This is a genomic window from Pseudooceanicola atlanticus, assembly GCF_000768315.1.
GTDB classification, from domain to species: Bacteria; Pseudomonadota; Alphaproteobacteria; order Rhodobacterales; family Rhodobacteraceae; genus Pseudooceanicola; species Pseudooceanicola atlanticus.
In genome coordinates, this window is sequence record NZ_AQQX01000009.1 from 38,791 (window position 1) to 64,874 (window position 26,084).

The following is a 26,084-nucleotide window of genomic DNA, read 5'->3' on the forward strand; positions in this document are numbered from 1 at the left end:
CATGGACGTGATCAGGTTATCCGATCCGACGCCCGATACCAGACCGAACGTTCAAATCGTTTGCCTGACGGTTATCAGTATTACTGACGCGAGGGAAGCGGGGCGCGCGATCGGCGGATTGTCGGGGGAAACGGGGGGATCAGGCGGCCAGGTCGGTGCGGCGCGCGGCCCAGGCGGCATCCGCCAGGGCAGTGGGATCATCGGCCCCGAGCGTGGCAAAGGCCAGCGCGGCCGTGCCGGTGACGATGGCCTGCGCGAAGGGGTCATCGAGTTGCCCGCGCCACAGCGCCGGCACCGCGTCGCGGGTCATGGCGTCATCGGCCAGCCGCCGGGTTTCGTCGATCAGGGCGGGGTGGACCTCGTCCCAGAAGACGCCGTCGCGGCGGCCGAACCCGGCCATCGCCTTGCTGGGGTGGCGTTCGAATTCACCGCCGCCGCCCTTGATGACGGTCAGGTTGCGCAGGTCCAGAAGCTCTGCCGCGTCGGCCTGGAGCAGCCGGTAGGAGGGGTGGAAGACCCCCTGCACGCTGGCCCCGGCGCGGGCGGGGTTCAGCATCCGGCAGACCGTGTTCACGCAGGACCGAAGGCCGAGCACGTCGCGCAGCGTCAGCAAATCGAACAGCGCGGGGTGCATGTCTTCCAGCGGCAGGTAGGCGATGTTCCGGCGGTCCAGCGCCTCGCCCGCCGTATCGGGGGTGACCACGGGAATGCCCAGATCGCCCAGCCCGTCGCGGATCGCCGTATCGGCGCCATTCCAGCCATGCAGCAGCACGCGGTAACCCTGATCGGCGACCAGTAGCGCAGACAGCAGGAACCAAGGCAGGCCGCGGGTGCGCCCGGCAGCGTAGCAGGGCCAGTCGAGATCGGGCGCCGCGGTTTCGGGCAGATCGGCACGGGCGGCTTCGGCAAAGCCCGCGATCTCCTCGGCGATCTCGCCCTTCATCCGCATCAGCATGAGGATCGCGCCCACGGCCTGCGGGGCGGCATCGGGGCGCAGCATCAGCGTCATGGCCTCGCGCGCCTCGTCCTGGGTGAAGGATCGGGCCCGGCCCTGCCCGCGCCCGAGGATGCGGACGTAAGCGGCCAGGCTCATTCCGCGGCCTCGCGCAGCTTGGCCCGGGACAAGAGCGTCGCGATTTCGGGGCGGCAGGACCCGCAATTGGTCCCCGCCTGGAGCGCCGCGCCAACCTGGTCGACCGACACGAGCGCCTCGTCCTCGATCGCGGCCAGGATCGTGTTGACCCCGACATTGAAGCACGAGCAGATCACCGGCCCCGGATCGGGGCGGTCGCTGGGCGTGCGGCCGGTCAGGATGTCGGGGGCGTCGGTGCCCGGCACGGTGGCCAGGTAATCGCGCATGACCGCGACGGGTTCGTCCGCCACGAAGAGCGCGGCGAGAAGCCGATCCCCGTCCCGGAACGCGATCCGGGCCATGTTGCGCGACACGTCCGTCACCATCTGCACCTCTGCATCTGGCAGATCAAATAGCCTACGTGCCTCGGATTCCCAATCGGAAACCGCATTCAGCCCCGCCATTTCCGCGCGATACCCGGTGCGGGTGCGGGCGCGGGCCCAGTATTCGGCGCGGGGCGCAAGCGTGCCTGACGAGACCGCGAAGCCGTACCAGCGAGCCTTGAGCCGTTCGACCGCGACCACTCCGGCCTTGCTTTCGGGCTGGCCCGAGACCGGGTCGGTCACCGGCGCGACCAGCGCGTCGATCCGGGCCGAGGGCGCGGTTTCGCCGGTCCAGTGCATGGGGGCAAAGACATCGCCCGGCTGCATGTCGGCGGTGATCCGGGCGCGCAGGATCGACTGCTTTCCACCGGGGCTGCGGACACGGACCAGATCGGCCGGCTGCACCCCGAGGTCGGCGGCATCGTTCGGGTGCAGGTCGAGATAGGGTTCGGCCAGGTGGGCGGACAGGCGCGGCGACAGCGCGGTGCGGGTCATCGTGTGCCACTGGTCGCGGATCCGGCCGGTGTTGAAGCGGAACGGGTAGCGCGGGCCGGTCTTGGCGGCGGGCGCGCGGTAGGTCACGGGGATCATCCGCGCCTTGCCGTCGGGATGGTAGAACTGGCCATCCGCGAAGAACCGTCCGCCCTGCCGCGCGACGGTGACGGGCCAGCGGGTGGGGCGCAGGGCGGCATAGCCGCGATCGTCCAGGGCGGCCCAGAGCGAGATGTCGAAATCCTTGCCGAACCGCCCGGCAATGCCGGACAGCGCGGCGTATTCACGGAAGATCTCGGCCGGGGTTTCGTAATCGAAGGCCGCGTGCCAGCCCATGCGGCGCCCGACCTCGGCCAGTTGCTGCCAGTCGGGGCGCGCCTCGCCGGGGATCGGCAGGACCGGGCGCTGGCGGCTGATCGTGCGGTCGGAATTGGTGACGGTGCCGTCCTTTTCGCCCCAGGCGGCGGCGGGCAACAGCACGTCGGCCAGACGCGCGGTGTCGGTCTGGTCGGTGATGTCCGACACGACGGTGAAGTCGCAGCCGGCAATGGCGTCGCGCACGCGGTCGGCATCGGGCATCGACACGGCGGGATTGGTGTGGATGATCCACAGCGCCTTGATCTGCCCCTCGCCCACGGCACGGAACATGTCCACGGCCTTGAGGCCCGGCGCCTCGGGCATGGCAGGCGATTGCCAGAACTGGCGCACCGCTCCGCGATGTTCGGAATTTTCCAGATCGAGGTGACAGGCCAGCATGTTGGCCAGCCCGCCGACCTCGCGCCCACCCATGGCATTGGGCTGGCCGGTCACGCTGAACGGCCCCATGCCGGGGCGGCCGATACGGCCCGTGGCCAGGTGGCAATTGAGGATCGCGTTGACCTTGTCGGCCCCGGCGGAGGATTGGTTCACCCCCTGGCTGAAGATCGTCACGACCTTTTCGTTGCGCATCCAGAGATCGCAGAACCGCTCGACCAGATCGGCGTCGAGGCCGGTCGCCGCCACATCGTCGGCATAGGCGGCGCGCAGGGTGTCGTCGAAGCCATTCACCCGGGCCAGGAATTCCTTGTCGAGCGCGCCCCCTTCGTAAAGCCGCACCAGCAGCCGGTTGAACAGCGGCACGTCACCGCCGGCCTTCACGGGCAGGTGCATCTCGGCGGTGTCGCAGCTGGCGGTGCGGCGCGGGTCGATGACGACGATGCGCGTGCCACGGGCCTTCTGCGCGGCCAGGATGCGCTGGTAGAGCACCGGGTGACACCAGGCGAGGTTGGAACCGACCAGGACGATCACGTCGGCCTCTTCGAGGTCCTCGTAGGTGCCGGGCACGGTGTCGGTGCCGAAGGCGCGGCGGTGACCAGCCACGGTGGACGCCATGCAGAGCCTTGAATTCGTGTCGATATTCGCCGAACCGATGAAACCCTTCATCAGCTTGTTTGCGACGTAGTAATCCTCGGTCAGCAACTGGCCGGAGACATAGAAGGCGACGCTGTCGGGCCCGTGATCGGCGATGGTCTGGCGGAACCGGTCGGCGACGAGCGTCAGGGCGCTGTCCCAGCTGGCCTGCTGTCCGCCGATGCGGGGGGTCAGCAGGCGGTTGTCCAGCCCGACGGTTTCGGCCAGCGCCGATCCCTTGGAGCAGAGCCGCCCGCCATTGGCCGGGTGATCCGGGTCGCCCTTCACATCCAGCCCGCCATGGCCATCGGGGCGCAGGAGCACACCGCACCCCACCCCGCAATAGGGGCAGGTGGAGCAGGTCGTGGGCATCCCGGACCCGTCCATCACGCGGCGTGCCTTCTGGTCAGGGCGGTGCCGTCGATCAGGATGCGACCGTTTTCGACGCGGACCGGGTAGGTGTCGACTCGGCCCTCGTCGGCGCCCTGGGCCTCGCCGGTTTCCAGCGAGAACACCCAATTGTGCAGCGGGCAGGTCACCTTGCGGTCATGCACGATCCCGTCCGACAGGGGGCCGCCCTTGTGGGGGCAACGGTCCGACAGGGCATAGGCCTCGTCCTCGGTCGGGCGGAAGACGGCGACACAGCCCGCGGCGGTCTTGAGCACGCGGGCCCCGCGCAGGGGAATGTCGTCGATGGCGGCGATATCGATCCAGCTCATTCTGCGGCCTCCAGGGTCAGATCGGCAAGCGGGGCATAGCGGTTGCGTTCGGTTTCGACATGCTGTGCCCAGGGGTCTTTGCGGTAGACGGATTGGGAAATCTCGAACCGTTCGACCAGCGCGGCACGGCTGTCGAGGTCATCGACGACACGTTCCTGAACCCAGTCGAGGCCCACCTTGGCCAGCCACTTGTACGGCCGGTCGAGATACTTGGCGTTCTCTCGGTACAGCTGGATGAAGGCGACGGTCAGGTCGATCGCTTCCTGTTCGGTCGCAGCATCGCCCAGGCGTTCGGTTTCCTTCACATCCATGCCCGCCGCCCCGCCGACACCGATCTGGTAGCCGCTGTCGACGCAGACGATGCCCACATCCTTGCAGGTCGCCTCGGCGCAGTTGCGGGGGCAGCCGGACACGCCGAGCTTGACCTTGTGAGGCGTCCACGACCCCCAGAGGATTTTCTCGAGCTTGATGCCCAGCCCGGTGCTGTCCTGGGTGCCGAAGCGGCAGTGATCGCTGCCGACGCAGGTCTTCACCGTGCGCAGGCCTTTGGAATAGGCGTGGCCCGAGACCATGCCGGCCTCGTTGAGGTCCTTCCAGATGTTCGGCAGGTCCTCGCCCTTGACGCCCAGCAGGTCGATGCGCTGACCGCCGGTGACCTTGACGGTCGGCACGGCGTATTTGTCGGCGGCATCGGCGATGGCGCGCAGCTCGTCCGGGGTGGTGATCCCGCCCCACATGCGCGGCATGACGCTGAAGGTGCCGTCCTTCTGGATGTTGGCGTGCTTGCGTTCGTTGACGAACCGCGATTGCGGGTCGTCCTGATACTCCAGCGGCCAGTCCGCCAGCAGGTAGAAGTTCACCGCCGGGCGGCAGGTGTGACAGCCGTTCGGGGTCTTCCAGCCCAGTTCCTGCCAGACGGCGGGCTGGGATTTCAGCTCTTTCGACTTGATCAGGCGGCGGACGTCCTCGTGGGTCAGGTCGCAGCAGGCGCAGATCGGCTGGGCCGCGGGGGCGGCATAGTCGTCGCCGAGCGTCAGTTCCAGCAGCTGTTCCACCAGACCGGTGCAGGTGCCGCAAGAATTGCTGGCCTTGGTCGTGGCCTTCAGCGAGGGCAGATCCCCTGCCCCGCCCTGGATCGCGTCCACGATGGTTCCCTTGCACACGCCGTTGCAGCCGCAGATTTCCGCATCATCCGGCAAGGCTGCAACGGCCGCCAAAGGGTCCGCGGAGGCGCCCCCCTGGTAGGCCGGGCCAAAGATCAGGGTGTCGCGCATCTCGGACACGTCGGTGGCGTCCTTGATATGGCTGTAGAACCACGCGCCGTCGCCGGTATCGCCGTACATGACGGCCCCGACGATGCGGTTGCCTTCGAGAACGAGGCGTTTGTAGACGCCGCGTGCCGGGTCGCGGAAGACGATGTCCTCGCGGTTGGCCGCATCGGCGAAATCGCCCGCGCTGAAGAGGTCGCAGCCCGTCACTTTGAGCTTGGTCGACACTTCCTTGTTCACGAAACGGTCCTCGACCCCCAGCAGGGTATGGGCCAGCACCTTGGCCTGATCGTAGAGCGGTGCCACGAGGCCGAAGAGCGCGCCGTCATGTTCGACGCATTCGCCAAGCGCCAGGATGTCAGCGTCGGAGGTGACCATCTGGTCGTCCACATGGACGCCCTTGCCCACGGCCAGCCCGGCCTCCTGCGCGAGCGCGGTGCTGGGACGGATGCCGACGGCCATGACCAGCAGGTCGCAGGGCAGTTCGGTGCCGTCATCCAGCATCAGCGCGCGGACGCGGCCATCGTCGCCGGCCACGATTTCCTTGGAATTGGCAGAGCAGAGAACCTTGATCCCCTTGTCCATCAGCGACCGCCGCAGCAGGAAGCCCGCGCTTTCGTCCAGCTGACGTTCCATCAGGTGGCCCATGATATGTACCACGGTGACATCGACACCACGCGCGGCCATGCCGGCTGCGGCCTCGAGCCCCAGGAGACCGCCGCCGATGACGACGGCCCGCGCCCCCGGCCTGGCGCCCAGGTCGATCATCGACTGGGTGTCCTCGAGGTCGCGATAGGCGATCACGCCGGGCAGGTCATGCCCCGGCAGCGGGATCATGAAGGGGTTCGATCCGGTGGCGAAAACCAGCTTGTCGTAGGCGACCTCGCCCTTCTCGCCGATGACGACCTTGCGGTCGCGATCCACCGCAACGACCTTTTCGCCGAAGCGGGTGGTCACGTTGTTCTCGGCGTACCAGTCATCATCATGGGTGACGATGTCCTCATAGGTCTTTTCGCCCGACAGAACCGGGGACAGCATCAGGCGGTTGTAATTGCCGCGCGGTTCCGCGTTGAACAGGGTGATGTCGTAGGCCTGGGGATCGCCGGCAATCAGGTGTTCCAGCATCCGGCCCGAGGCCATGCCGGCCCCGATGACAACCAGTTTCTTGGTCATTTCTCCGTCTCCTTCCCGTAGGCGGCGTCGATCATGACGCCCGACAGCGTTGTGTAGGCGGTGGTCCAGGCCTCTTTCACCTCGGGGGTGAAATCCTCGCCCAGACCCTTTTCGAGTGTGCGGAGCAGCGAGGCCCCGACGGCGTTGTAATCCTCGGGCTTCACGCCGTAGCCGACGTGGCGCACCGCGAGTTCCTGTGCGACCGGCACGATCTTATCCAGGTCGCGCAGGCCGTTGACGACGACGGCAAGCGTCGCCATCAGCTTGGAGCCCTGTTCGGCCATGTCCGCATTGGCGAAGTAGGGCTTCACATGTGGGGCGGTTTCGAACAGGTCGTCGTAGAAGATGCCGGCGGCGGCGTCCTTGATCGGGACGACCTTGGCAAAGCTCGACTGGACGAGGGTGATCTGGGGGTCCTGCATCAGATCACTCCGCCGCGATGGCCTTGGGGGCCGGTTTAGAGCGCGGCTTGGCGCCGTGTTCGTATTCTTCGAGGAAGTCGAGCACTTCCTGCCGGTAATGGTAGTAATCCGGATGCTCTAGCAGCGCCTTGCGGGTGCGCGGGCGCGGCAGGTCGACATTGGTGATCTTGCCGATCGTGGCCTGTGGCCCGTTGGTCATCATCACCACGCGGTCGGCCAGCAGGATCGCCTCGTCGACGTCGTGGGTGACGCAGATCGCGGTGACCTTGGTACGGGACCAGACCTCCATCAGGACTTCCTGAAGCTCCCACCGGGTGAGGCTGTCGAGCATGCCGAAGGGTTCGTCCAGCAGCAGCAGCTTGGGCGACAGGGCGAAGGCGCGGGCGATGCCGACGCGCTGCTTCATGCCGTTGGACATCGAAGACGCCGCCTGGTCCATCGCATCGGCCAGGCCGACGCGTTCCAGGTAGTATTCGATCACGTCCTGACGTTCGGCCATCGACGCCTTGGGATAGACCTTGTCGACCCCGATCGCGACGTTTTCCTTGGCGGTTAGCCAGGGGAAGAGGTTGGGCGACTGGAAGACGACCGCGCGTTCCGGGTCGGCATCGCGCACCTCGTAGCCATCCAGCTTGATCACCCCCTTGGAGATTGCGTTCAGACCGGCGGTCATGGTCAGCACGGTGGACTTGCCACAGCCGGAATGCCCGATCAGCGAGATGAACTCGCCCTTGTTGAGCTTGAGGTTGAAATCCTCGACCACGGTCAGCGGCCCCTTGGGCGTCGGGTAGACCTTGTGCAGCTGTTCGAAGGACAGGTAGCGTTCCTCGAGCCCGCCTTCCTGGGCCTCGGCCACGGCGCGGGGCACGGAATGGATCGGTTCGACATTGGGCAGGCTGCGGGTGCCTTCGGCCTTGGCCTCGATCCCCACATCCATCAGGTAATTGGTCACCTGGGCGCGCAGGGCCTTGAACTGCTCGTTATTGTTCATCTCGGACCGGTCGCGCGGACGCGGCAGGCTGACCGGGAAATGTTCTCCCAGCGTCCCGTCGGGATTGAGCGCGATGATCCGGTCGGCCAGCAGGATCGCTTCGTCCACGTCGTTGGTGATCAGCACGCAGGTCTTCTTGTCCTGGTCCCAGATATGTTCGATCTCGTCCGCCAGGTTGGCGCGGGTCAGCGCATCGAGCGCCGACAGCGGTTCGTCCAGCAGCAGCACTTCGGGGTTCATGGCAAGCGCCCGGGCCACGTTGACGCGCTGGCGCATGCCGCCCGACAATTCCGCGGGGCGGCGGGTCGTGGCGTGGGACAGGCCCACCATCTTCACGAAGTGGTCGACCTTGGCCGCCTTTTCCGCCTTGGGCAGGTCCGGGAAGATCGTGTCGACCGCCAGCCGCACGTTGCCGTTCACGGTGAGCCACGGCATCAGCGAGTAGTTCTGGAAGATCACGCCGCGTTCCGGGCCGGGGCCGGTGACCGGCTTGCCCCTGAACAGCACCTCGCCCTTGCTGGGCGCCTCGAGGCCCGCCATCAGGTTGATGAGGGTGGTCTTGCCGGTGCCGGAGAACCCCAGGAGGACGAGGAACTCGCCCTCCTGCACTTTCAGGTCGATCCCGCGCAGCACGTCGTTACGCGCGGTGCCTTCGCCGAAGCTCTTGAAGACGTTCTTGAACTCAATGACAGCCATGGGGATCACCGGTTGTTCGAGAAGGTGAAGAGGGATTGCAGCGCGTACATCACACGGTCCAGCAGGAAGCCGATGATGCCGATGGTGAGCACTGCGACGATGATCTTGGCCAGCGATTGCGAGGAGCCGTTCTGGAACTCGTCCCAGACGAACTTGCCCAGACCCGGGTTCTGCGCCAGCATTTCCGCGGCGATCAGCACCATCCAGCCCACACCGAGCGACAGGCGCAGACCGGTGAAGATCAGCGGCAGGGCCGAGGGCAGGACCAGCTTGGTGATCTTGGTCCAGGTGTTCATCTTGAGCACCTTGGAGACCGACACCAGATCCTTGTCGATGGAGGCCACGCCAAGCGCGGTGTTGATCAGCGTGGGCCAGAGCGAACAGAGCGTCACGGTGATCGCCGAGACCAGGAAGGACTTGGAGAACAGCCCGTCATTGGTGGCGTAGACGGCCGAGACGACCATGGTCACGATCGGGAGCCAGGCCAGCGGGCTGACCGGTTTGAAGATCTGCACCAATGGGTTGATCGCGGCATTTGCGGTGGCAGAGAGGCCGGCGAGGATGCCCAGCGGAATGGCCACGGCAGAGGCGATCAGGAAGCCGAAGAAGACGGTTTTGATCGAGGTCCAGATCTGCTGGTAGTAGCTGGGCGAGCCGGTATAGGGGATGTCCTTGACCTTTTCCGGCTCTCCGCGGTCGATGTAGCGCTGGTTGCGCGCCTCGACGCGCTCGTAATGCTTTTCTTCCTTTTCCGCCTTGGCCTGCGCGTCTTCGTGCAGGTTGACGGCTTCGGTCCAGACCTCGGCCGGGCCGGGAATGGCGCCGAGCGATGTCTGCACGCGGGGGGCCAGCGTGCCCCAGAGCAGCAGGAAGGCCAGGATGGCGATCACCGGCACGGCCAGCAGGCGCCAGATTTCCTTGGCCTGGGTACGGGGGTTGTCGCCGGCGGCGGCGCGCAGGATCGGGGTGATCCAGGCAAGACCGAGCACCTGGAACCAGGCATCGGCTTTGTTGATCCGGGTGAAGAGCCGGGCCCGACGGGCCTCGCGCGATTCATCGGCAGCAAATTGGGGGTCGATAGTGGTCATGTCTCGGTCCTTGGGTGTCTGCCCCTCGCCCCGGCCTGTTGCCTCGTGCGTGAAGCGTTGAAATCCGGGCCGCCTGTCCCCGGCGGGGCCATGGCGGTGAGGGTGGGGTCTGGCAAGGCCCTCTCCTCCGTGGAGGAGAGGGTTGGGTGAGGGGGGAGGGAGCGTCCCGCCCTCGGGTGGAAGTCAGGCTCAGCCCTTGACGTCGGTGCCGACGACCGTCTGCTCGCCCTTCAGCCCGATCGGCAGGCTGTCGAGGTAGGCGTTCGGGGTCTTGCCGTCGTAGGGGATGCCATCGATGATGTCGCCGGCCGGGGTCGGCTCCTTGTAGCCGTCGCTGTCCCAGGGGAAGTCGGCCTCGTTGGCCAGGCCTTCGTCGACCAGCAGGCGGGCGGCTTCGAGGTAGATGTCCGGCTTGTAGACCGACTTGGCGACCTCGTCGTACCAGCTGTCGGGCTTGGCTTCCGAGATCTGGCCCCAGCGGCGCATCTGGGTCAGGTACCAGACGGCGTCGGAATAGTAGGGATAGGTCGCGTTGTAGCGGAAGAACACGTTGAAGTCGGGGACCTCGCGCTTGTCGCCCTTCTCGTATTCGAAGGTGCCGGTCATCGAGTTCGCGATCACCTCGTAATCGGCGCCGACGTAATCGGGGCGCGACAGGATCTTGACCGCCTCTTCGCGGTTGGCGTTGTCGTTCTCATCCAGCCACATCGCGGCGCGGATCAGCGCCTTGACCACGGCCTTGGTGGTGTTGGGATATTCCTCGGCGAACTCGGCGGTGATGCCGAAGACCTTTTCGGGGTTGTTCTTCCACAGTTCGTAATCGGTGATGACCGGAACGCCGATCCCCTTGAAGACGGCCTGCTGGTTCCAGGGCTCGCCCACGCAATAGCCATAGATCGTGCCGGCCTCGAGCGTGGCGGGCATCTGCGGCGGCGGGGTCACGGACAGCAGGACATCGGCGCCGATCTGGCCGGTGATGTTCTCGGTCGAGTAATAGCCCGGGTGCAGGCCGCCGGCGGCCAGCCAGTAGCGCAGTTCGTAATTGTGTGTGGAGACCGGGAAGACCATGCCCATGTTGAACGGCTTGCCTTCGGATTTGTACTTCTCGACCACCGGCGCGAGAGCAGAGGCAGAGATCGGGTGCTGCGGACGGCCGTCATCCATGGTCGGGATATTCGGCTTCATCTGTTCCCAGATCTCGTTGGAAACCGTGATGCCGTTGCCGTTCAGGTCCATGGAGAAGGGGGTGATGATATGCGCCTCGGTGCCGAAACCGATCGTGGCGGCCAGGGGCTGACCGGCCAGCATGTGCGCGCCGTCCAGGGTGCCGTCGATCACACCGTCCAGCAGGACCTTCCAGTTGGCCTGGGCTTCGAGCGTGACGAAGAGGCCTTCGTCGTCGAAAAAGCCCTGTTCGTAGGCGACGGCCAGCGGCGCCATGTCGGTCAGCTTGATGAAGCCGAAGGTCAGTTCGTCTTTTTCAAGATCCAGCATCTCGGCGAAGGCCGGGCCGGTCAGTGCAGTCGAGGCCGCGAGGGCAAACATCAGTTTCTTCATCGGGCGTATCCCTTTTTCAGATGCGTCCGGGCCGATGGCGCCGGACAAATACAAAAAGCCGCAACAACCTATCCGCCTTGTGAGTAAGGCAGTGGTTGAGCGGCTTTGCTCTTCAGACCCAGTCTATGGGAGAATTCGTCCGGACGGCGCCATTGCTGTCCTTGAACCCTGAATGTCAGACCCGCCGATTCCTGCAAAGGCAATTTTGCCGTTTCGGAGGGATTTTTCCGCGGCGCGGCGTCGAATGGTGGGGATTTGCGTAAATCTTGATCAGCGATCGAGGTCAGGGTCGAAAATTCGACCATCGAAGAATCGATCCGGCCGCAGGATCAGCCGCCCGGAGGCCGAGGCGACCGCTGTATCCTGCCGGTTCGACCCTTCCAGTTTCGACGAGGCACCCGGCAGATCGGCATCGAGCCCCGCCAGCGCCGCGCGATACAGGTCGCTGCGGAACACGTCCCCACCGGCCCGCATCGCGGCATCGCGGTCCAGTCCGGTACGCGAGGCGAGTTGCATCGCGATCCAGTTGCCCTGGCTGCGCCACGGGAAGCCCGCCGCGCCGTCATGGAAGGCGACGAACCCCGGCACAGAGCGTTGCAGACCCTGCGCATTGACGGTCAGCTGCCCGGTCAGCGCGCGGTCGATGATCTCGGGCGGGAGATTCAGATAGGGCTCGCGGGACAGCAATTCGGCGGCAAGCGTCCGGCTGTCCGGCCGCGCAAGCCAGCGCGCCGCTCGCCAGACCGACCGGATCAGCCGACCCGATAGCGCGGTTTCCTGCGCGGCCCAGTCGCGGCGCACGGCCAGCACCTTTTCCGGCGCGAAACCCCAGATCGCCTTGCCGGGCAGCAGCAGGACGCCGTGCCCCTGCTCTACCGCGATGGAGCCCCAGGGTTCGCCCACGCAAAAGGCGTCGATCTCGCCCGCACGGATCGCGTCGGCCATCAGCGGCGGCGGCACGGTGCGGATGTCGACATTCTGCGGCGCGGGCAGGCCAAGCGCGGTGAGCCAGTAATAAAGAAGCTCCGCATGCATGGAGAACGGGAAAGGCACCCCGATCCTGAGCCGCGCCTTTGCCGCCCCGATCAGCGCCTTGCCCGCGGCCTCAGCGTTATTGAAGGCAAAGTCGTGCCCGGCCTCTGCCATGGCGGCGGCGAGGTCGGTGTTCACCCCGATGACGTTGCCGTTGACCGACAGGACCGACAGGGCGGCCAGCGGCGTCCCTGCCCCGCCCAGGCCTAGCGCGGTGGCCACGGGCACGGGCGACAACATATGCGCGGCATCGACCTGTCCGAAGCTCAGCATATCGCGCAGGCCGGACCAGGACGGCGCGCGGCGCAGGTCGAGGTGCAGCCCCTCTTCGGCGGCATAGCCCATTTCATGCGCGACGATCAGCGGGGCGCTGTCGACAAGCGGGATGAACCCGACCGGGATCCTGACACCCTTCATGCGGCGCCTCCCCGGCGCGGTGACATCGGCAGGCGGCGGATCATGACAGCAGCCCCGCCGCGGTCACAAGCGCCTGCGCCACGTCGGCCACGCGCTTGTTCTGGTCCATCGCCGTCTTGCGCAGCAGGGCATAGGCCTCGTCCTCGGTCAGGCCGCGGGCCTTCATGACCATGCCCTTGGCGCGGTCGATCACCTTGCGTTCCTCCAGCGCGCGCTTGGTTTCCGCCAGTTCCGTGCGCATCCGCTGGAACATCCGGAACCGCGCGATGGCGGCGTCGAGCACGGGTTTCAGACGGGCGGGCTTCATCCCGTCGACGACATAGGCCGACACGCCGGCCTCGATCGCGGCGGCGGACATGCCTTCTTCGGACCGGTCGACGAACATGGCCACTGGGCGCTCCATCGGGCCGGAGGCCAGGGCCAGTTCCTCGAGGCTGTCGCGCGACGGGTTCTCGATGTCGATCAGCACGATATCGGGTTGCAGGGACTGGATTTGCCGCGAGAGCGAGGTCGCCTCGGAAATCACGTGAATCTCGAAATCGCCGGCCGATCGCAGGCTGTCGACGATCTGCAGGGCACGGTCGCGATCCGCTTCGACAACGATGATGGAGAGAGGGGCGCTCATACCCCTCCATTACGCCGCAGCGCAGCAGCTTGGCAAATGCCGCGCGGGTCGTCACGCATCATTCCTGAGCAACCGCATGATTTTTGGGCGACGGACAAATGGTAGCTGTTTCGCCTCCTTCGCACCAGGAGATTGCGCATCATGACATGATGTCATAACATTTAAACTGCATTGCGGAGAGGGAGAACCACATGCAGATCACACCCAATGACGATATCATGGGGGCCGTCGGGACGGGCATCGATCTGTCACAGCCCCTGCCCGACGAGGATTTCGCACGGATTTTCGCGGGCCTCGGGCGCCACGGCGTGATCTGTTTCCCCGACCAGTCGCTTGATGCCGGCACGTTGAAACAGTTCTCGGAACGGTTCGGCGGGCTTCAGACCTCGCTGGGTGGCCTTTACACCGATCCGGTCCATCCGGAGGTGATGACGCTGTCCAACATGGTGAAGGACGGCAAGCCGCTGGGCCTGGCCGATGCCGGGCAGGACTGGCACACCGACATGTCCTACAACCAGATGATCGGCTTCGTGAACGTCCTCTTCGCCGTGGAGGTGCCGCAAAGGCACGGCAAGCCGCTGGGCGGCACGGTCTTTGCCAACATGAAGGCGGCCTATGACGACCTGCCCGAGGACATGAAGACGCGGCTGGCCGATGCGACCTGCACCCACGACTTCAACAAGTTCTGGGAGGCGATGCGGGCGCGCCCCGGCTCCACCCGACCACCGCTGAGCGCGGAGCAGCGGGCCAAGCGGCCGCCTGCCACGCATCCGCTGTTCCTGACCCATCCAATCACCGGCGACCGCATCCTCTATGCCAATCCCGGCTACGCAATGCGGATCAACGAATTGCCCGAAGACGAAAGCGCCGAGGTGCTGGAGTTCCTCTTTGCCCATCAGCTTCAGGAGAAATACCAGTACACGCATCACTGGACCAAGGGCGACGTGCTGATCTGGGATCACATCGGCACGCTGCACAACGCCATAGCCGATTACGGGCCGGACGAGCACCGAATGATGATCCGCTGCCAGGTCTATGCGGACAAGGTTTTTGACCCGTCCTTCGTGCAACACGCGCTTGGCGCGGCGGCGTGATCGGCTGAGCCGTCAGCCGAGGCGGAAGGGCACGCCCGCCGCCTCGGCAATCTCGCGCAGCTTTGCCAGCAGGCCGGGCGCGACGGGGATGCCATTCGCCCCGCGCTCTGCCGCGCGGGCACGTTCGGGATCGCCCGCGATCATCACCGGCTGTGCCGGATCGGCGGGCGGCGTGGCCGACAAAGCGTCCGACAGCGCGGCGACATCCGCCTCGAACGCGCCGGGTTCGCGGAACAGATCCGGGTCGAGCGCCAGGAAGAAATGCCCGATATCCATGCCCTGCGGTTTCTTCGTGTGCTGCGGATCGGTGACCAGGGTTGCCCCCGACAGGCCGGAAGACAGGATGTTCACCATCACCGCCAGGCCGTAGCCCTTGTAGCTGCTGCCCTCCAGCGCCCCGCCGAGAGAGGTGAGGTAGCCGCCCTTCTCCCGCGCCTCCGTCGGATCGACGGAGGGCTGGCCATCGGCGGTCAGCACCCAGCCCGGCGGGCAATCGGCGCCTTCATTTTCGCGATTGCGCAGCTTTCCGGCGGCGACGGTCGTGGTTGCCATGTCCAGCAGGAAGGGCCGGTCCGGTGCGCCGGGGGCGGCAAAGGCCAGCGGATCGGTGCCCAGCCGCGCCGCCGCACCGCCCGCGGGTGCGACCTGGATCGTGGCGGCACTGGTCGTGACCAGCCCGACCAGACCGGCCTGCGCGGCCATCAGCGCGTAGAACCCGCAGGCCCCGAAATGGGCGGAGTTGCGCACTGCCACTGCGCCGATCCCCGACGCATGCGCCTTGTCGATGGCCAGCGCCATGCCGGTGCGTGCAGGCACATGGCCCAGCCCGCCGCCGCCATCCAGCAGTGCATGAACCGGCCCGTCGCGGACCGTCCGGCACTGCGCCGCCATGTCCATGCGCCCGGCGCGGCGGTGGCGATCATAGACCGTCAGCATGGAAATCCCGTGGCTGTCGATCCCGTGCAGATCCGCCCAGGCCATGACCTCGGAAGTCTGCGCGGCCTCGGGCTCGGGCATGCCCCAGGCGATCAGGATATCGGCGATCTGCTGGCGGTGGATGTCGGGCATCTGGGCCATCGGCTCACTCCTCTGCCGTGACGGGGTTGGAGAGCGTGCCGATGCCGGTGATCTCGACCTCGACCCGGTCACCGGGGCGCAGGTTCGGGGCATGGCCGTCCGTGCCCATCCAGATCACGTCGCCGGGTTGCAGGGTGATGTAGCGGGTGATCGCCACCAGGAAGTCGCGCACTCCAAAGATCATGTCGGCGGTGCGAAACCGGGTGGTGACGTCGCCGTTGACGCGGACGATGGTTTCCATGTCCTCCAGCCGGGCTTCGGTGTCGATCCAGGGGCCCATCGGCTTGAACGTGTCGGCATTCTTCGCGCGCCACAGGGTGCGGTCGGATTTCTGCCAGCTGCGTTCGGAGACATCGTTGCCGATCGTGTAGCCCAGCACGCAATCCAGCGCGGTCTCTTCGGTCAGATGACGGGCCTGCCGGCCGATTACCACGACCAGTTCGCCCTCGTATTGCACCTTCTCGGTGGCGTCGCGGGGGATGATTATGGGGGCGTCATGGGGGATCAGCGCGCTTTGGGCGCGATAGCCGACATCGGGCTGGGTCGGCAGGTTCGGCACCTGGCCCGCGCGTTCCGCGACCTCGCGGACATGGGCGGCATAGTTCAACCCGACGCAATAGAAGGTGGGCGGGACCACGGGGACCATCAGGGTGACCTCGGCCAAGGGCAGCACCCGGTCGGTCAGGCTGTGCCCGGCAAAGGGGTCGCCCTCAATCACGCGCAGGGTGTCGCCCTCGACCAACCCGTAGCGGGGCGTGCCCGCATCGTCAAAGCGCGCCCACCTCATGCCCTTGCCTCCGCCTGGAAGGTGACGGGATCGCTCCAGACCCGGCGAAGGCGCCAGCCCTCGGGCGTTTCGACCGCACGGGCATGGACAGAGCGGAGCGAGGTGAAGCCCGGCATAGGCAACGGCCCCTCGTGGTCCGGGCCGGGATCGTGTTGCAGCACGCTCATATAGGCCGAAACGGATACTGCATCGGGGCCGCGTTCGGTGGTGATATTGGTCAGCAGGTGGCGGATGATCCGGGTCTGGGAGCGGTCGGCCATGGCCGCCATCAGGCTGTCGCGATCCGCGATCTCGACTCCGCGGCGCAGCCAGACGCCGCCCTCGATCAGGTCGGCCATCAGCGCGTAATCATTGCGATCCAGCGCGCCGAAGAAGCGGGTCAGCGCGTTGGCCGCCCCCCAGGTGTCGTGATGTTGCATGTCCCTGGGGCCCTCCCCTGCCCCGGTGCCGTGCCGCCCCGATCCGGCGGCGTCAGTCCGGCGGATCGACGAAGCCGATACCGGACGAGCCGTCGCGCAGCACCAGGTCCACGTTGAACGCGTAGCGGGACGGGTGATAGCGGACCTCCTGGTAGTAGATCCGTTCGTCCTTGACGGTGAAATAGACGCGGGCGGCGCAGATGATCGGCGTGCCCTCATCCAGGTCCAGGGCCTGGGCGACCTCTCCCTCGGCGGCCATGGGGCGCAGGACCTGTTCGGCGCGGTGCACGCGGCGCTTGATCCGGATGCCCATGGCGATGGCTGTGGCGATCGGGCGCTGTGAATCGCCCTCTTCCACGCGGCCCTCGTCCGTATCGGGGGAATAGCCGTCGGCGATGGTCAGGGGCGCGTCGTCATCGCGGCGCACCAGCGTGCGCAGGTGGCGCACCGGCGCCCCAAGGTCGAGGCCAAGCGCATGCGCGACCTCGGCCCCCGCCGTTTCGGCGACGTTGAAGACCGGTTCCGACCGGAAAAGCCGCGCCTCTTCGATAAAGCCCACGAGGTTGAATTCGCGCGCCGTGTGACTGCGCCCGGTGACGAAGGTGCCGACGCCGGGGCGGCGCACCAGCAGCCCCTTTTCGACCAGCTGCGCGATGGCGGCGCGGATGGTGATGCGGCTGACCCCGTATTCCTCGCACAGGGAGGCCTCGCTTGGCAGCATGGCCCCCTTTTCGAACCCGTCCCGCTGGACACGGGAGAGCAGATCGCGCGACACTCTTTCATACAGGACTTCGGCCATGCTCTCTCCATCTGGCTAGGTGTGTTTATGACGTTATAACCTTTGATATGGATCGGCAAGCCTGACCGCATGCAAAAAGGCCCGACGCGACGGCGCCGGGCCCTTTCTTTGTGCGCAAGGCCAAGACCTTAGCCGAAGGAATGCTTCGACAGCGGCAGGCTGCGGATACGCTGACCGGTCAGGGCGTAGACCGCGTTGACGATGGCCGGACCGACGGCCGGCAGACCCGGCTCGCCGACGCCGCCCATCTCTGCGCCGCTTTCGATGATGTCGACATGAACCGCCGGCATCTGGTCGGGCCGCAGGATCGGATAGCCGTCGAAGTTGCGCGCCGTGGGTTCGCCGTTCTCGTAGACCAGCTCCTCCACCAGCGTCTGGGACACGCCAAGCGCGACGGCGGATTGCACCTGCGCCTCGATGATGCCGGGGTTCACGATCTGGCCCGGATCCAGCACCGTCCAGACATTGTGCACCCGCACCTCGCCCCGGTCGAGCGAGACCTCGGCAATCGCCGCGGCCTCGGACCCGAAGGGCGACGCCATGGCGACGCCCCGGGCGCGGGTCGTGCCGTCAACCTCGTAGGGGCCGGACTGCCAGCCCCCGGACAGCTCCCCGGTGCGGGTCAGCAGGGTGTGCAGGCGGTCGTTGCCGGACAACAGGTTCAGCCGCATCTGGTAGGGATCGAGGCCCCCGGCCGCCGCCAGTTCATCCAGGAAACATTCATACATGAAGTCATGCATGGAATGGCCGACCGAACGCCAGTATCCGATCACCGCCGGGTTCGCGACGGGCACCTGCCCGACATAGCTGTTGGCGATGGCATAGCTCTTGCCCGAGATGCCTTCGTGGGCCGAGACATCGGGCCCCGGAGGGGCGCCGTACCACCGCTGGGTCGGGCCTTCGCCCACCACCGTCGCCTCGAGCGCGACAGGGCCGTCGGCGCCGACCGCACCGCGGAACCGAGCGAGGCCAAGCGGGCGCGGCGCGTCGCGCAGGAAATCCTCTTCACGGCTCCAGATCAGCTTGACCGGGCGGCCAGTGGCCTGGGCCATCGCGATGGCCTGCGGGAAGGGATTGGCCGTGCGGTACAGGAAATGCCGCCCGAAGAACCCACCCAGCATCTGCGAGTGAATCCGCACCTGCGCCGGTTCAATTCCGGCGGCAGAGGCCGCGGCCCCCTGGAACTGCTCCGGCGCCTGGTTCGGCAGCCAGAGGTCCAGCGTGCCGTCCTCGTTGAAGCGGGCAGTGGCCGATGGCGGCTCCAGCTGGCCATGCACGACGAAGGGGGCGTCATATTGCGCCTCGATCACGTTGTCGGCCTCGGACAGGGCGGTGGCGGCATCGCCTGTCGCCTCAATCTCGACCGCGTCGCCGCTGGCCTCCGACAGGGTCGCGCGGAAGCTGTCGGAGGAGAAATCGGCTGGCATCGGCCATTCGGCCTCGCCTTCGGTCCATTCGACCTGAAGCGCGGCCACCGCGTTGCGGGCCTGCCAGAACTTCTCGGCCACGACACCGACGGCACCGTTCAGCAGATGCACCGAATGCACGCCGCGCATGCCTTCGACCTCTGCAAGGTTGGCGACGGAGGCCGGGGTCAGACCCAGCCGGGGCGCGTGCAGGACGGCGGCGAGCAGCATGTCCTCGACCGTGACGTCGATGGCATATTGCGCCTTGCCGGTGGATTTCTCGTAGACATCGAGCCGCGGTACGGCGGTCTTGATCCAGCGGAAATCGGCCTCGTCCTTCAGGGCGACCTCGGCGGGGACAGGCAGGGCCATGGCGGCGTCGGCCAGATCGCCGTAGGGCGCGCGGCGGTTCGATGCCGCATGCACCACGACACCGGGTTCGGTCGTCAGTTCGGACGCATCGACATCCCATTCGGCGGCGGCGGCCTGCAGCAGCATCGCGCGGGCAGAGGCGCCCAGCTGACGCATCAGCCCGTAAGCCGTGCGGGTGGAGGCGCTGCCCCCGGTGATGCGGAAACCGCCCATGACACCATAGGGCGGGCCCGGCGGTGCGGAGGTGACGGTGAAGTTTTCCGGAGCGAGATCAAGCTCTTCACCGATGATCTGGGCGAAGGTGGTGAACACCCCCTGCCCGCCTTCGATGAAGGGGCTGAGCAGGCGCGCGGTGCCATCGGTGTGCAGTTCGAGGAAGGCGGGGACGTCGGGGCCGGCGGCGGCCTCCTGCGCCTTGGGCGCGCGCACCGGGATGGTGGTGGACAAGACCAGCGCACCGGAACCGGCGAGGAAACCGCGGCGCGAGACCTTGGCGGGCATGCGGGTGAGGCGTTGCATGAGGGTCATGGATCAGGCCTCCGACGCGCTGCGCACGGCGTCGCGGATCTTGTTGTAGGTGCCGCAGCGGCACAGGTTGCTCATCGCGGCCTCGACATCCTCATCGGTGGGATTGGGCGTCTCGGAGAGCAGCGCGGTCGCGGCAAGGACCTGACCGGATTGGCAATATCCGCATTGCGGCACCTGGTTTTCGACCCAGGCCTCGACCACGCGGCGGCCCACATCGGTGTCCTCGACGGTTTCGATGGTGCGAATCTCGGTGCCTTCGGCGCTGGAGGCCGGCGTCACGCAGGACCGGGTGGCGTAGCCGTCGACCAGCACGGTGCAGGCACCGCAGGCGGCGATGCCGCAGCCATATTTGGTGCCGGTGAGGCCCAGTTCCTCGCGAATGACCCAGAGCAGGGGCGTGTCCGGATCGACGTCGACCTCGCGGGTCGTTCCATTGACTGTCAGCTGCATCGGAAGGCTCCTTCCATGATGTTGCGCCCCTCGACCGGTTGCTAACCCACGGTGAGAGAACAGAATTTTGGCTATACTCAGAATATGGGGCAAACCCGGCCCATGACCATGAGGCGCAGGCCGATAGCAGCTATGGGGCAGGCTCATCAATCGCGCCCCGCCCCGGAGCCGCTAGTCCGCCAGGGTGATCCGCACCGGGATTTCCCCGGCACGGGACAGCGCGTCGATGGGGCCGTCGAATTCGCCGATCCGGACCAGCCCGGCAGAGGACTGGAAGGGTTTCAGAAAGATGGCGAGGTTGCTCCATGGGCGGTACTGGGTGATGTCGCCGGCCTTGGGTTCATAGGCGCGCGGGGCGCCTGCATTGTCGATCTGGCGCCCAAGATCTCCAACCTTTTCAATGCCGTGGTAGTCGTCCAGCGTGATTTCGAGCGGCAGCATGGAGGCAAAGTCACGACCCGCTGCGGTATCGTCCAGGGTGGCGGTCAATGTCTCGGTGCCGATTGTCACGTCTATCTTGATCATCTTGTCCTCGTTCTGGGCCATGGCGGGCCCGGCAAGACCCGCGAGGGTGAGGCCGATCAGGGCGGAAAAGGCGGTGCCGGTCCTGTGCATCATGGGTCCTTTCATCTGCGTCACCTTGCAAGATAGCCCAGCGACGGGCCGGGATAAGCCCCGCAAGATCGCTGGCACTCATGAGCCGCCCTCATCATTGGGTACGCCCGAAACCGCGTCGGTATCACGTCGGTATCACGTCGGTGTGTCATCAGTCGGGCCGCTCATGAGCCTGCCTCATCGGTGTCATCCAGAGCGGGCGCATTGTTCGCCCGGCCCCGGCCCATAGGTTCTGGGCAGCAGACCGGGATCGGCCCGGTCGCCGGCCCCTCTGGCCGCCTCGCTTGATAAAGGAGACGACCGACATGACACTTACCCTTGCCAAACCGACGCGCCGCCCCGCGCTGTTCCCCGCCCTTGCCGCCGGGCTGGGCCTTGCCCTGACCCTGGCCGCCCAGACGGCCAACGCGCAATCCATGGAAGTCACCAAGGCCGAGGACCTGGCCGGCCAGATCGGGTCGTCCGAGACCTTCACCGGCACCGCCTATGTCGCGCCGGTCTTCGGCCCGAACATGAACCAGGTGACCGCCGGTCACGTGACCTTTCTGCCCGGCGCCCGGTCGGCCTGGCACACCCATCCCGTCGGCCAGCAACTGGTCGTGACCTCGGGCACCGGCTGGACCCAGGAACGCGGTGGCGAGAAATACGTGATCGAAGCCGGTGACGTGGTGTGGTGCCCGCCGGGTGTCGAACACTGGCACGGCGCGACCGATACCACCGCCATGTCGCATTACGCGATCCAGGCCAGCGACGGCGAAAGCGCCGTGGAATGGGGCGAACTGGTTTCCGACGAGGAATATCATGACCATTGATCCTGCAAAGGGTGTGCGCGGCCTGATCCTGGCCGCGCTTCTTCTGCCTGCGGCCCAGCCGGTCGCAGCGCAGGAGGAGGTTCTGGCCGGGCTCGATTACCCTTGGGATATCGAGGCGGCTGAGGGCCGCATCTACATCACCGAAAAGGCCGGCACGCTGGGCATCTTCGACGGCGAGAGGCTGGACCGACTGCCGGTCCAGACCAGCGCGCCGATCCTGAACGATCGCGGCGGCGGGTTGATGGGCCTGGCGCTGACACCGGATTTCGCCAGCAGCGGGCGGGTTGTCCTCTATCACCACACCGGCACCCCGCAGGCGCGGGAGAACCGGGTGATCGAGGCCGTTCGCGACGGCGATACCTGGCGCGAGACACGGGTCCTGCTGGACGGCATCCCCGGCCATCCGCTCTATAACGGGGGGCGTGTCGCCTTTGGGCCGGACGGGATGCTGTACGTCACCACCGGCTGGACCGAGAACCGCGAACGACCGCAGGACCCCGACAGCCTGGCGGGCAAGATCCTGCGCCTGACCCCGGACGGGGCGGTGCCGGAGGACAACCCGTTCGAGGGCTCGCCCGTCTGGTCGCTGGGCCACCGCAACCCGCAGGGCATCGCCTGGTCCGGGGACGGCACGCTATATGCCGCCGAGCATGGGCAATCCGGTCATGACGAGGTCAACCGGATCGAGGCGGGCGGCAATTACGGCTGGCCGCTGATCCAGGGCGACGAAACCGGCGACGGGCTGACCGCGCCGCTGGCCCATTCCGGCGGCCGGACCTGGGCGCCCTCGGGGCTGGCCTGGGACGGGGACCGGCTGTTGCTGGCCTCCTTGCGGTCGGGCGCGGTGCTGTCGGTGTCGACCGGCGGCGACGTGGGCACGGCCCATGATGCGGGCGAGCGGATCCGCGACGTGCTGGTGACCGAGGATGGCCTGTGGGCGATCACGACGAACCGGTCGCCGCGCCGCGACGGCCCGTCGCGCGACCGGCTGATCCGGTTCACCCGGTAGCACTTAATCCATGGACCTCATGAGGGAGGCGCATATATCATGTGCAGAGATCAGAGATGATCCTTGATCGACAAAGCCAGGCCTCCCTCATGTTGCGCGAAAATATCAACGACCTCATCGCTTTGGCGGCCGTGGCCGAAGAGCGAAGCTTTACCAAGGCCGCCGCGCGGCTGAACGTGTCGCAATCGGCGCTTAGCCATACGATCAAGGGGCTGGAAAAGCGCCTTGGCCTGCGGCTGCTGACCCGCACGACGCGATCCGTGGCGCCGACGCTGGAGGGCGAGGATCTGCTGGCCACGCTGAACCCGTGTTTCGAGAAGATCGAGGCGCGGCTTCAGGCCTTGAACGATGCACAGGACCAGCCCACGGGCACGGTGCGGATCGTGGCGGTGGAATATGCCATCGACACCATCCTGTGGCCCAAGCTCGGGCCGGTGCTGAAGCAGCATCCCAGCGTGAATGTCGAGTTCGTGATGGATTACGGCTATACCGACCTGGCCGCGTCGCAATGCGATGCGGGCGTGCGTTATGGCGACCAGGTGAGCGACGGCATGATCGCGATGCGGATCGGCCCGGATGAACGGATGATCTGCGTCGGGGCGCCGGACTACCTGGACGATGCCGGGACGCCGCAGCGACCGCAGGATCTGACCGATCACCGCTGCATCAACCTGCGGCTCTCGACCCATGGCGCGCTCTATGCCTGGGAATTCGAAGAACCGGACGGGACCGAGATCAACGTGAAGGTGCGCGGGCAGGCCTGTTTCAACACCATCCACCCGGTGATGCGGGCGGCGATCGACGGACATGGGCTGGCGCTGGTGCCCGACCGGCTGGCCGCCCCCGAGATCGAGGCCGGGCGGTTGCGCGTCTGCCTCGAGGATTATTCGCCGCCTTTCCCCGGTTTCCACCTCTATTACCCCAGCCGGCAGCGCCCGTCCTCGGCCTTCCAGGTGGTGCTGGACGCGTTGCGGCATCGCGACTGATCCCGCGGGGGCGTTGCGGGGGACCATTGATGAGGGGCGTTCATGGCTGCCTTGGGGGGCTGGGCCATTAACCTGACGTCCGGGAACCCCAGATTGTGGTGCAGACATGCATTGCAACAGGAGACCCCTCATGAAGTCCTATATCGCCGCCTCTGCCATGGCGCTTTTCGCCACCGGTGCCACCGCCCAGGAGCTGGGCTCGACCCTGCCCGGGTCTGTCGGCCAGGTCGCGCCCGCCCTTCAAAACTACATGACCGAAGACCTGTTCGGCGATGTCTGGGGCGGCGAGGAATTGTCGGCCCGCGATCGCGCGCTGGTCACCTTTGCCGCGCTGATGACCCGACATGAGACCGACAATCTGGAAAGCCACGTTGCCCTGGCGCTGGATGCCGGCGTGACCCCGGCCGAAATTTCCGAGACGATCACCCATCTCGCCTTCTATACCGGGGTCGGCAACGCCTTTGCCGCCGCCGAGGCCGCAGCCCCTGTCTTCGAGGCGCGCGGGATCGCGGCCGAGGACCTGCCCGGCACCGACGTGGAGTTGCTGCCGCTGAACGAAGAGGCCGAGGCCGCCCGCGAGGAAACCGTGAGCGGGAATTATGGCAACGTGTCCATGGGCGTCGTCGACACCACCCGCGAGATCCTGTTCCGCGACGTCTGGCTGCGCCCGGACCTTGTACCGCGCGACCGGTCGCTGGTGACCGTGGCCGGGCTGATTGCCGCGGGCCAGCCCGAGCAGATGACCTTTCACCTGAACCGCGCGATGGATAACGGGCTGACCCAGGAAGAGGCCGGCGCGATGCTGTCGCACCTGGCCTTCTACGCAGGCTGGCCGCGGGTCTTCTCGGCGCTGCCGGTGGCCAAGGAGGTCTTCGAGACCCGCGCCGGCGACTGACCCCCGGCGCATTCCCCGGCCCGCGCGAGGGACAGCGCGCGGGCCGGTTTTTTGTGGGGTGTTGTTCGGGTTCTTCGGCCCTGCGGATGGCCTGGCTCTTTCTTTGAGCTCAGCCGTTATCTACCGCCCGGCGGACAGGCCGGGCCGCGCCGCGTTCACCGGCAGCGGATTGCAGCGCACCAACTCTCTCCAATCCTCCTCTCAAATACCTCACTCATGAAGCCCCTTCATGACTGGCGTGCATTGAAACGCCTTTACGCCTTGTCGTTACATCCCACATCTACAGCATGAACACGGCACGGGCGGTCCCTTCAAACGGACCCGTTCGCCAGGCAATACAAACGGAGACGGACATGAAGATCGGCATTCTGGGATCGGGACTGATGGGCGGCAAGCTGGGTCAGATCTGGGCCAGAAGCGGCCATGACGTCACCTTTGCCTATGCCCGCAACCACGCCAAGCTGGAACGGCTGGCCGCCGAATGCGGTGGCCATGCGGGCAGCGTGGCCGAGGCGGTCGAGGGCGCGGATGCGGTTCTGCTGGCGGTGCATTGGTCGCGGGTTGGCGACGTGCTGGACCAGGCCGGTGACCTGGCGGGCATGGTCGTGCTGAATTGCTGCGTGCCGCTGGATGACAGCAACAGCGAGCTGGTCGTGGCGCATACATCTTCGGGCGCGGAGGAGCTGGCGAAGATGCGGCCCGATGCCCGCTGGGTGTCGTGCTTCAGCACCACGCCCTCGGAAAGCTTCTTTCCGGTGCATGAGCGCAAGGGGCAAGACACCCCGCCCCATGTCATGGTCTATGGCGACGATGCCGGGGCCAAGCAGGTGGCCTTTGACCTGATCCGCGACATCGGCTTCGAGCCCCAGGATACCGGCGGGCTGCGCAATGGGCGCTATGTCGAACCCTTCGCCATGGTGTCGGTCGAACTGGCCTATGTGCAGCCCGGCCCCGCCAGCTGGACCTATCGTTTCGAGAAACTGCGCTGAGGCCCCTTTGGCCCCCGCAGACAATAAGGAGAAAGACCCATGAAAATCATTCGCGCAGGATCCCTTCCGTCCGGGCCCGGCCCCCAGGATTACTTTACCGGCACCGTCCGGATCGACCCGATGTTCCAGGCCGACGAGCCCGGCCGCACCTCGGGCGCGCATGTGACCTTCGAACCCGGCGCACGCACGGCATGGCACACCCACCCGGCGGGCCAGACGATCATCATCACCCTCGGCCGTGGCCGCGTGCAGCGCGAGGGCGGCCCGGTGGAGGAAGTGACCACCGGCGATGTCGTGTTCTTCCCGGCTGGTGAAAAGCACTGGCACGGCGCCGCGCCGGAAAACGCGATGAGCCATATCGCGATCCAGGAAAGCATCGACGGCACCCCCGTCACCTGGATGGAGAAGGTCGCGGACGAGGATTACAACGGCTGATCGCCGGGATAGGGGATCGGGGGCTTTGGGACAGGCCGCTTTGGCATCTGTAATCGCGGTCTCCGGAAGCGGCGGCACTCGCAAACG

At 66.5% G+C, this 26,084-nt stretch carries 24 protein-coding genes; 7 read left to right on the plus strand and 17 right to left on the minus strand.

The window, feature by feature from the left end; all coding sequences use genetic code 11:
- Positions 1-139: 139 nt before the first annotated feature.
- The 10 genes from ATO9_RS16925 to ATO9_RS16970 all read right to left on the minus strand — a co-directional run bounded on the left by ATO9_RS16925 (position 140) and on the right by ATO9_RS16970 (position 13,324).
- Positions 140-1,093 carry a glycosyl transferase family protein gene (locus ATO9_RS16925; RefSeq protein ID WP_043752048.1) on the minus strand — a complete coding sequence of 318 codons (954 nt, stop codon included), beginning with the start codon at positions 1,091-1,093 and terminating at the stop codon, positions 140-142.
- Positions 1,090-3,723, minus strand: coding sequence for a nitrate reductase (locus ATO9_RS16930; protein WP_043752050.1), 2,634 nt, complete (start codon positions 3,721-3,723; stop codon positions 1,090-1,092). Before ATO9_RS16930 ends, ATO9_RS16925 begins: the two co-directional genes overlap by 4 nt.
- Positions 3,723-4,055: a nitrite reductase small subunit NirD gene (gene nirD / locus ATO9_RS16935; RefSeq protein ID WP_043752053.1), complete on the minus strand. Its 333-nt coding sequence runs from the start codon at positions 4,053-4,055 to the stop codon at positions 3,723-3,725. The genes ATO9_RS16930 and nirD overlap by 1 nt, the downstream gene beginning before the upstream one ends.
- Positions 4,052-6,496 (minus strand): nitrite reductase large subunit NirB, encoded by a 2,445-nt coding sequence (gene nirB / locus ATO9_RS16940; RefSeq protein ID WP_043752056.1) that lies wholly within the window; start codon positions 6,494-6,496, stop codon positions 4,052-4,054. Before nirB ends, nirD begins: the two co-directional genes overlap by 4 nt.
- A complete protein-coding gene (locus ATO9_RS16945) occupies positions 6,493-6,918 on the minus strand; it encodes a globin family protein (protein ID WP_043752059.1) in 426 nt (141 codons plus the stop codon). Before ATO9_RS16945 ends, nirB begins: the two co-directional genes overlap by 4 nt.
- A gap of 4 nt (positions 6,919-6,922) precedes the next feature.
- Positions 6,923-8,605 (minus strand): ABC transporter ATP-binding protein, encoded by a 1,683-nt coding sequence (locus ATO9_RS16950; RefSeq protein ID WP_043752061.1) that lies wholly within the window; start codon positions 8,603-8,605, stop codon positions 6,923-6,925.
- A gap of 5 nt (positions 8,606-8,610) precedes the next feature.
- Positions 8,611-9,693 carry an ABC transporter permease gene (locus tag ATO9_RS16955; RefSeq protein WP_043752064.1) on the minus strand — a complete coding sequence of 361 codons (1,083 nt, stop codon included), beginning with the start codon at positions 9,691-9,693 and terminating at the stop codon, positions 8,611-8,613.
- A 189-nt stretch (positions 9,694-9,882) separates the two neighbouring features.
- Positions 9,883-11,250: a CmpA/NrtA family ABC transporter substrate-binding protein gene (locus tag ATO9_RS16960; RefSeq protein WP_043752067.1), complete on the minus strand. Its 1,368-nt coding sequence runs from the start codon at positions 11,248-11,250 to the stop codon at positions 9,883-9,885.
- 270 nt (positions 11,251-11,520) lie between these two features.
- Positions 11,521-12,699 (minus strand): CmpA/NrtA family ABC transporter substrate-binding protein, encoded by a 1,179-nt coding sequence (locus ATO9_RS16965; RefSeq protein WP_043752070.1) that lies wholly within the window; start codon positions 12,697-12,699, stop codon positions 11,521-11,523.
- Positions 12,700-12,739: 40 nt separating this feature from the next.
- The gene (locus tag ATO9_RS16970; RefSeq protein WP_043752073.1) at positions 12,740-13,324 is read right to left on the minus strand and encodes an ANTAR domain-containing response regulator; all 585 of its coding nucleotides are present in this window, start codon (positions 13,322-13,324) and stop codon (positions 12,740-12,742) included.
- A gap of 191 nt (positions 13,325-13,515) precedes the next feature.
- Here ATO9_RS16970 and ATO9_RS16975 point away from each other — a divergent pair, with 191 nt between their 5' ends.
- Positions 13,516-14,418, plus strand: a complete 903-nt coding sequence (locus ATO9_RS16975; RefSeq protein WP_043752074.1) for a TauD/TfdA dioxygenase family protein — start codon at positions 13,516-13,518, stop codon at positions 14,416-14,418.
- Positions 14,419-14,430: 12 nt separating this feature from the next.
- Here ATO9_RS16975 and ATO9_RS16980 read toward each other — a convergent pair whose 3' ends face one another.
- The 7 genes from ATO9_RS16980 to ATO9_RS17010 form a co-directional block, all read right to left on the minus strand.
- On the minus strand, positions 14,431-15,495 hold the full coding sequence (locus tag ATO9_RS16980; protein WP_043752077.1) for an Ldh family oxidoreductase: 1,065 nt from the start codon (positions 15,493-15,495) through the stop codon (positions 14,431-14,433).
- A gap of 4 nt (positions 15,496-15,499) precedes the next feature.
- Positions 15,500-16,282: a fumarylacetoacetate hydrolase family protein gene (locus tag ATO9_RS16985; RefSeq protein ID WP_043752081.1), complete on the minus strand. Its 783-nt coding sequence runs from the start codon at positions 16,280-16,282 to the stop codon at positions 15,500-15,502.
- Positions 16,279-16,701 carry a nuclear transport factor 2 family protein gene (locus ATO9_RS16990; protein ID WP_043752085.1) on the minus strand — a complete coding sequence of 141 codons (423 nt, stop codon included), beginning with the start codon at positions 16,699-16,701 and terminating at the stop codon, positions 16,279-16,281. The genes ATO9_RS16985 and ATO9_RS16990 overlap by 4 nt, the downstream gene beginning before the upstream one ends.
- A gap of 52 nt (positions 16,702-16,753) precedes the next feature.
- Positions 16,754-17,500 carry a GntR family transcriptional regulator gene (locus ATO9_RS23615; protein ID WP_052418424.1) on the minus strand — a complete coding sequence of 249 codons (747 nt, stop codon included), beginning with the start codon at positions 17,498-17,500 and terminating at the stop codon, positions 16,754-16,756.
- Between the two features lie 128 nt (positions 17,501-17,628).
- Positions 17,629-19,806 carry a xanthine dehydrogenase family protein molybdopterin-binding subunit gene (locus tag ATO9_RS17000; RefSeq protein ID WP_052418425.1) on the minus strand — a complete coding sequence of 726 codons (2,178 nt, stop codon included), beginning with the start codon at positions 19,804-19,806 and terminating at the stop codon, positions 17,629-17,631.
- Positions 19,807-19,809: 3 nt separating this feature from the next.
- Complete coding sequence (locus ATO9_RS17005; protein ID WP_043752088.1) at positions 19,810-20,256, minus strand: (2Fe-2S)-binding protein; 447 nt, start codon at positions 20,254-20,256, stop codon at positions 19,810-19,812.
- A 171-nt stretch (positions 20,257-20,427) separates the two neighbouring features.
- On the minus strand, positions 20,428-20,886 hold the full coding sequence (locus ATO9_RS17010) for a cyclophilin-like fold protein (RefSeq protein WP_238318796.1): 459 nt from the start codon (positions 20,884-20,886) through the stop codon (positions 20,428-20,430).
- A gap of 290 nt (positions 20,887-21,176) precedes the next feature.
- On the opposite strand from ATO9_RS17010, the gene ATO9_RS17015 reads away from it, so the two are divergent.
- The 6 genes from ATO9_RS17015 (at position 21,177) to ATO9_RS17040 (ending at position 25,997) form a co-directional block, all read left to right on the plus strand.
- Complete coding sequence (locus ATO9_RS17015) at positions 21,177-21,683, plus strand: (R)-mandelonitrile lyase (protein WP_081979633.1); 507 nt, start codon at positions 21,177-21,179, stop codon at positions 21,681-21,683.
- Positions 21,673-22,692 carry a PQQ-dependent sugar dehydrogenase gene (locus ATO9_RS17020; protein ID WP_081979634.1) on the plus strand — a complete coding sequence of 340 codons (1,020 nt, stop codon included), beginning with the start codon at positions 21,673-21,675 and terminating at the stop codon, positions 22,690-22,692. The genes ATO9_RS17015 and ATO9_RS17020 overlap by 11 nt, the downstream gene beginning before the upstream one ends.
- Positions 22,693-22,748: 56 nt before the next feature.
- Positions 22,749-23,678 (plus strand): LysR family transcriptional regulator, encoded by a 930-nt coding sequence (locus ATO9_RS17025; protein WP_337588282.1) that lies wholly within the window; start codon positions 22,749-22,751, stop codon positions 23,676-23,678.
- Positions 23,679-23,808: 130 nt separating this feature from the next.
- Positions 23,809-24,573 carry a carboxymuconolactone decarboxylase family protein gene (locus ATO9_RS17030; protein ID WP_043752093.1) on the plus strand — a complete coding sequence of 255 codons (765 nt, stop codon included), beginning with the start codon at positions 23,809-23,811 and terminating at the stop codon, positions 24,571-24,573.
- A 353-nt stretch (positions 24,574-24,926) separates the two neighbouring features.
- Positions 24,927-25,562, plus strand: coding sequence for an NADPH-dependent F420 reductase (locus ATO9_RS17035; protein ID WP_043752096.1), 636 nt, complete (start codon positions 24,927-24,929; stop codon positions 25,560-25,562).
- A gap of 39 nt (positions 25,563-25,601) precedes the next feature.
- The gene (locus ATO9_RS17040; protein WP_043752099.1) at positions 25,602-25,997 is read left to right on the plus strand and encodes a (R)-mandelonitrile lyase; all 396 of its coding nucleotides are present in this window, start codon (positions 25,602-25,604) and stop codon (positions 25,995-25,997) included.
- The last annotated feature ends 87 nt before the right edge of the window (positions 25,998-26,084 follow it).

What these genes read in the sequence shown, in the direction of transcription:
- ATO9_RS16965 (WP_043752070.1), bottom strand. Translation starts at nt 12,699, where the DNA reads ATGAAGGGTGTCAGGATCCCGGTCGGGTTCATCCCGCTTGTCGACAGC.
- ATO9_RS17010 (WP_238318796.1), bottom strand. Translation starts at nt 20,886, where the DNA reads ATGAAAGGACCCATGATGCACAGGACCGGCACCGCCTTTTCCGCCCTG.
- ATO9_RS16990 (WP_043752085.1), bottom strand. Translation starts at nt 16,701, where the DNA reads ATGCAACATCACGACACCTGGGGGGCGGCCAACGCGCTGACCCGCTTC.
- ATO9_RS17030 (WP_043752093.1), top strand. Translation starts at nt 23,809, where the DNA reads ATGAAGTCCTATATCGCCGCCTCTGCCATGGCGCTTTTCGCCACCGGT.
- ATO9_RS17020 (WP_081979634.1), top strand. Translation starts at nt 21,673, where the DNA reads ATGACCATTGATCCTGCAAAGGGTGTGCGCGGCCTGATCCTGGCCGCG.
- ATO9_RS16985 (WP_043752081.1), bottom strand. Translation starts at nt 16,282, where the DNA reads ATGAGGTGGGCGCGCTTTGACGATGCGGGCACGCCCCGCTACGGGTTG.
- ATO9_RS17000 (WP_052418425.1), bottom strand. Translation starts at nt 19,806, where the DNA reads ATGACCCTCATGCAACGCCTCACCCGCATGCCCGCCAAGGTCTCGCGC.
- nirD (WP_043752053.1), bottom strand. Translation starts at nt 4,055, where the DNA reads ATGAGCTGGATCGATATCGCCGCCATCGACGACATTCCCCTGCGCGGG.
- ATO9_RS23615 (WP_052418424.1), bottom strand. Translation starts at nt 17,500, where the DNA reads ATGGCCGAAGTCCTGTATGAAAGAGTGTCGCGCGATCTGCTCTCCCGT.
- ATO9_RS17015 (WP_081979633.1), top strand. Translation starts at nt 21,177, where the DNA reads ATGACACTTACCCTTGCCAAACCGACGCGCCGCCCCGCGCTGTTCCCC.
- ATO9_RS16960 (WP_043752067.1), bottom strand. Translation starts at nt 11,250, where the DNA reads ATGAAGAAACTGATGTTTGCCCTCGCGGCCTCGACTGCACTGACCGGC.
- ATO9_RS17035 (WP_043752096.1), top strand. Translation starts at nt 24,927, where the DNA reads ATGAAGATCGGCATTCTGGGATCGGGACTGATGGGCGGCAAGCTGGGT.
- ATO9_RS16980 (WP_043752077.1), bottom strand. Translation starts at nt 15,495, where the DNA reads ATGGCCCAGATGCCCGACATCCACCGCCAGCAGATCGCCGATATCCTG.
- ATO9_RS16970 (WP_043752073.1), bottom strand. Translation starts at nt 13,324, where the DNA reads ATGAGCGCCCCTCTCTCCATCATCGTTGTCGAAGCGGATCGCGACCGT.
- ATO9_RS16950 (WP_043752061.1), bottom strand. Translation starts at nt 8,605, where the DNA reads ATGGCTGTCATTGAGTTCAAGAACGTCTTCAAGAGCTTCGGCGAAGGC.
- ATO9_RS16930 (WP_043752050.1), bottom strand. Translation starts at nt 3,723, where the DNA reads ATGGACGGGTCCGGGATGCCCACGACCTGCTCCACCTGCCCCTATTGC.
- ATO9_RS16925 (WP_043752048.1), bottom strand. Translation starts at nt 1,093, where the DNA reads ATGAGCCTGGCCGCTTACGTCCGCATCCTCGGGCGCGGGCAGGGCCGG.
- nirB (WP_043752056.1), bottom strand. Translation starts at nt 6,496, where the DNA reads ATGACCAAGAAACTGGTTGTCATCGGGGCCGGCATGGCCTCGGGCCGG.
- ATO9_RS17040 (WP_043752099.1), top strand. Translation starts at nt 25,602, where the DNA reads ATGAAAATCATTCGCGCAGGATCCCTTCCGTCCGGGCCCGGCCCCCAG.
- ATO9_RS16945 (WP_043752059.1), bottom strand. Translation starts at nt 6,918, where the DNA reads ATGCAGGACCCCCAGATCACCCTCGTCCAGTCGAGCTTTGCCAAGGTC.
- ATO9_RS16975 (WP_043752074.1), top strand. Translation starts at nt 13,516, where the DNA reads ATGCAGATCACACCCAATGACGATATCATGGGGGCCGTCGGGACGGGC.
- ATO9_RS16955 (WP_043752064.1), bottom strand. Translation starts at nt 9,693, where the DNA reads ATGACCACTATCGACCCCCAATTTGCTGCCGATGAATCGCGCGAGGCC.
- ATO9_RS17005 (WP_043752088.1), bottom strand. Translation starts at nt 20,256, where the DNA reads ATGCAGCTGACAGTCAATGGAACGACCCGCGAGGTCGACGTCGATCCG.
- ATO9_RS17025 (WP_337588282.1), top strand. Translation starts at nt 22,749, where the DNA reads ATGATCCTTGATCGACAAAGCCAGGCCTCCCTCATGTTGCGCGAAAAT.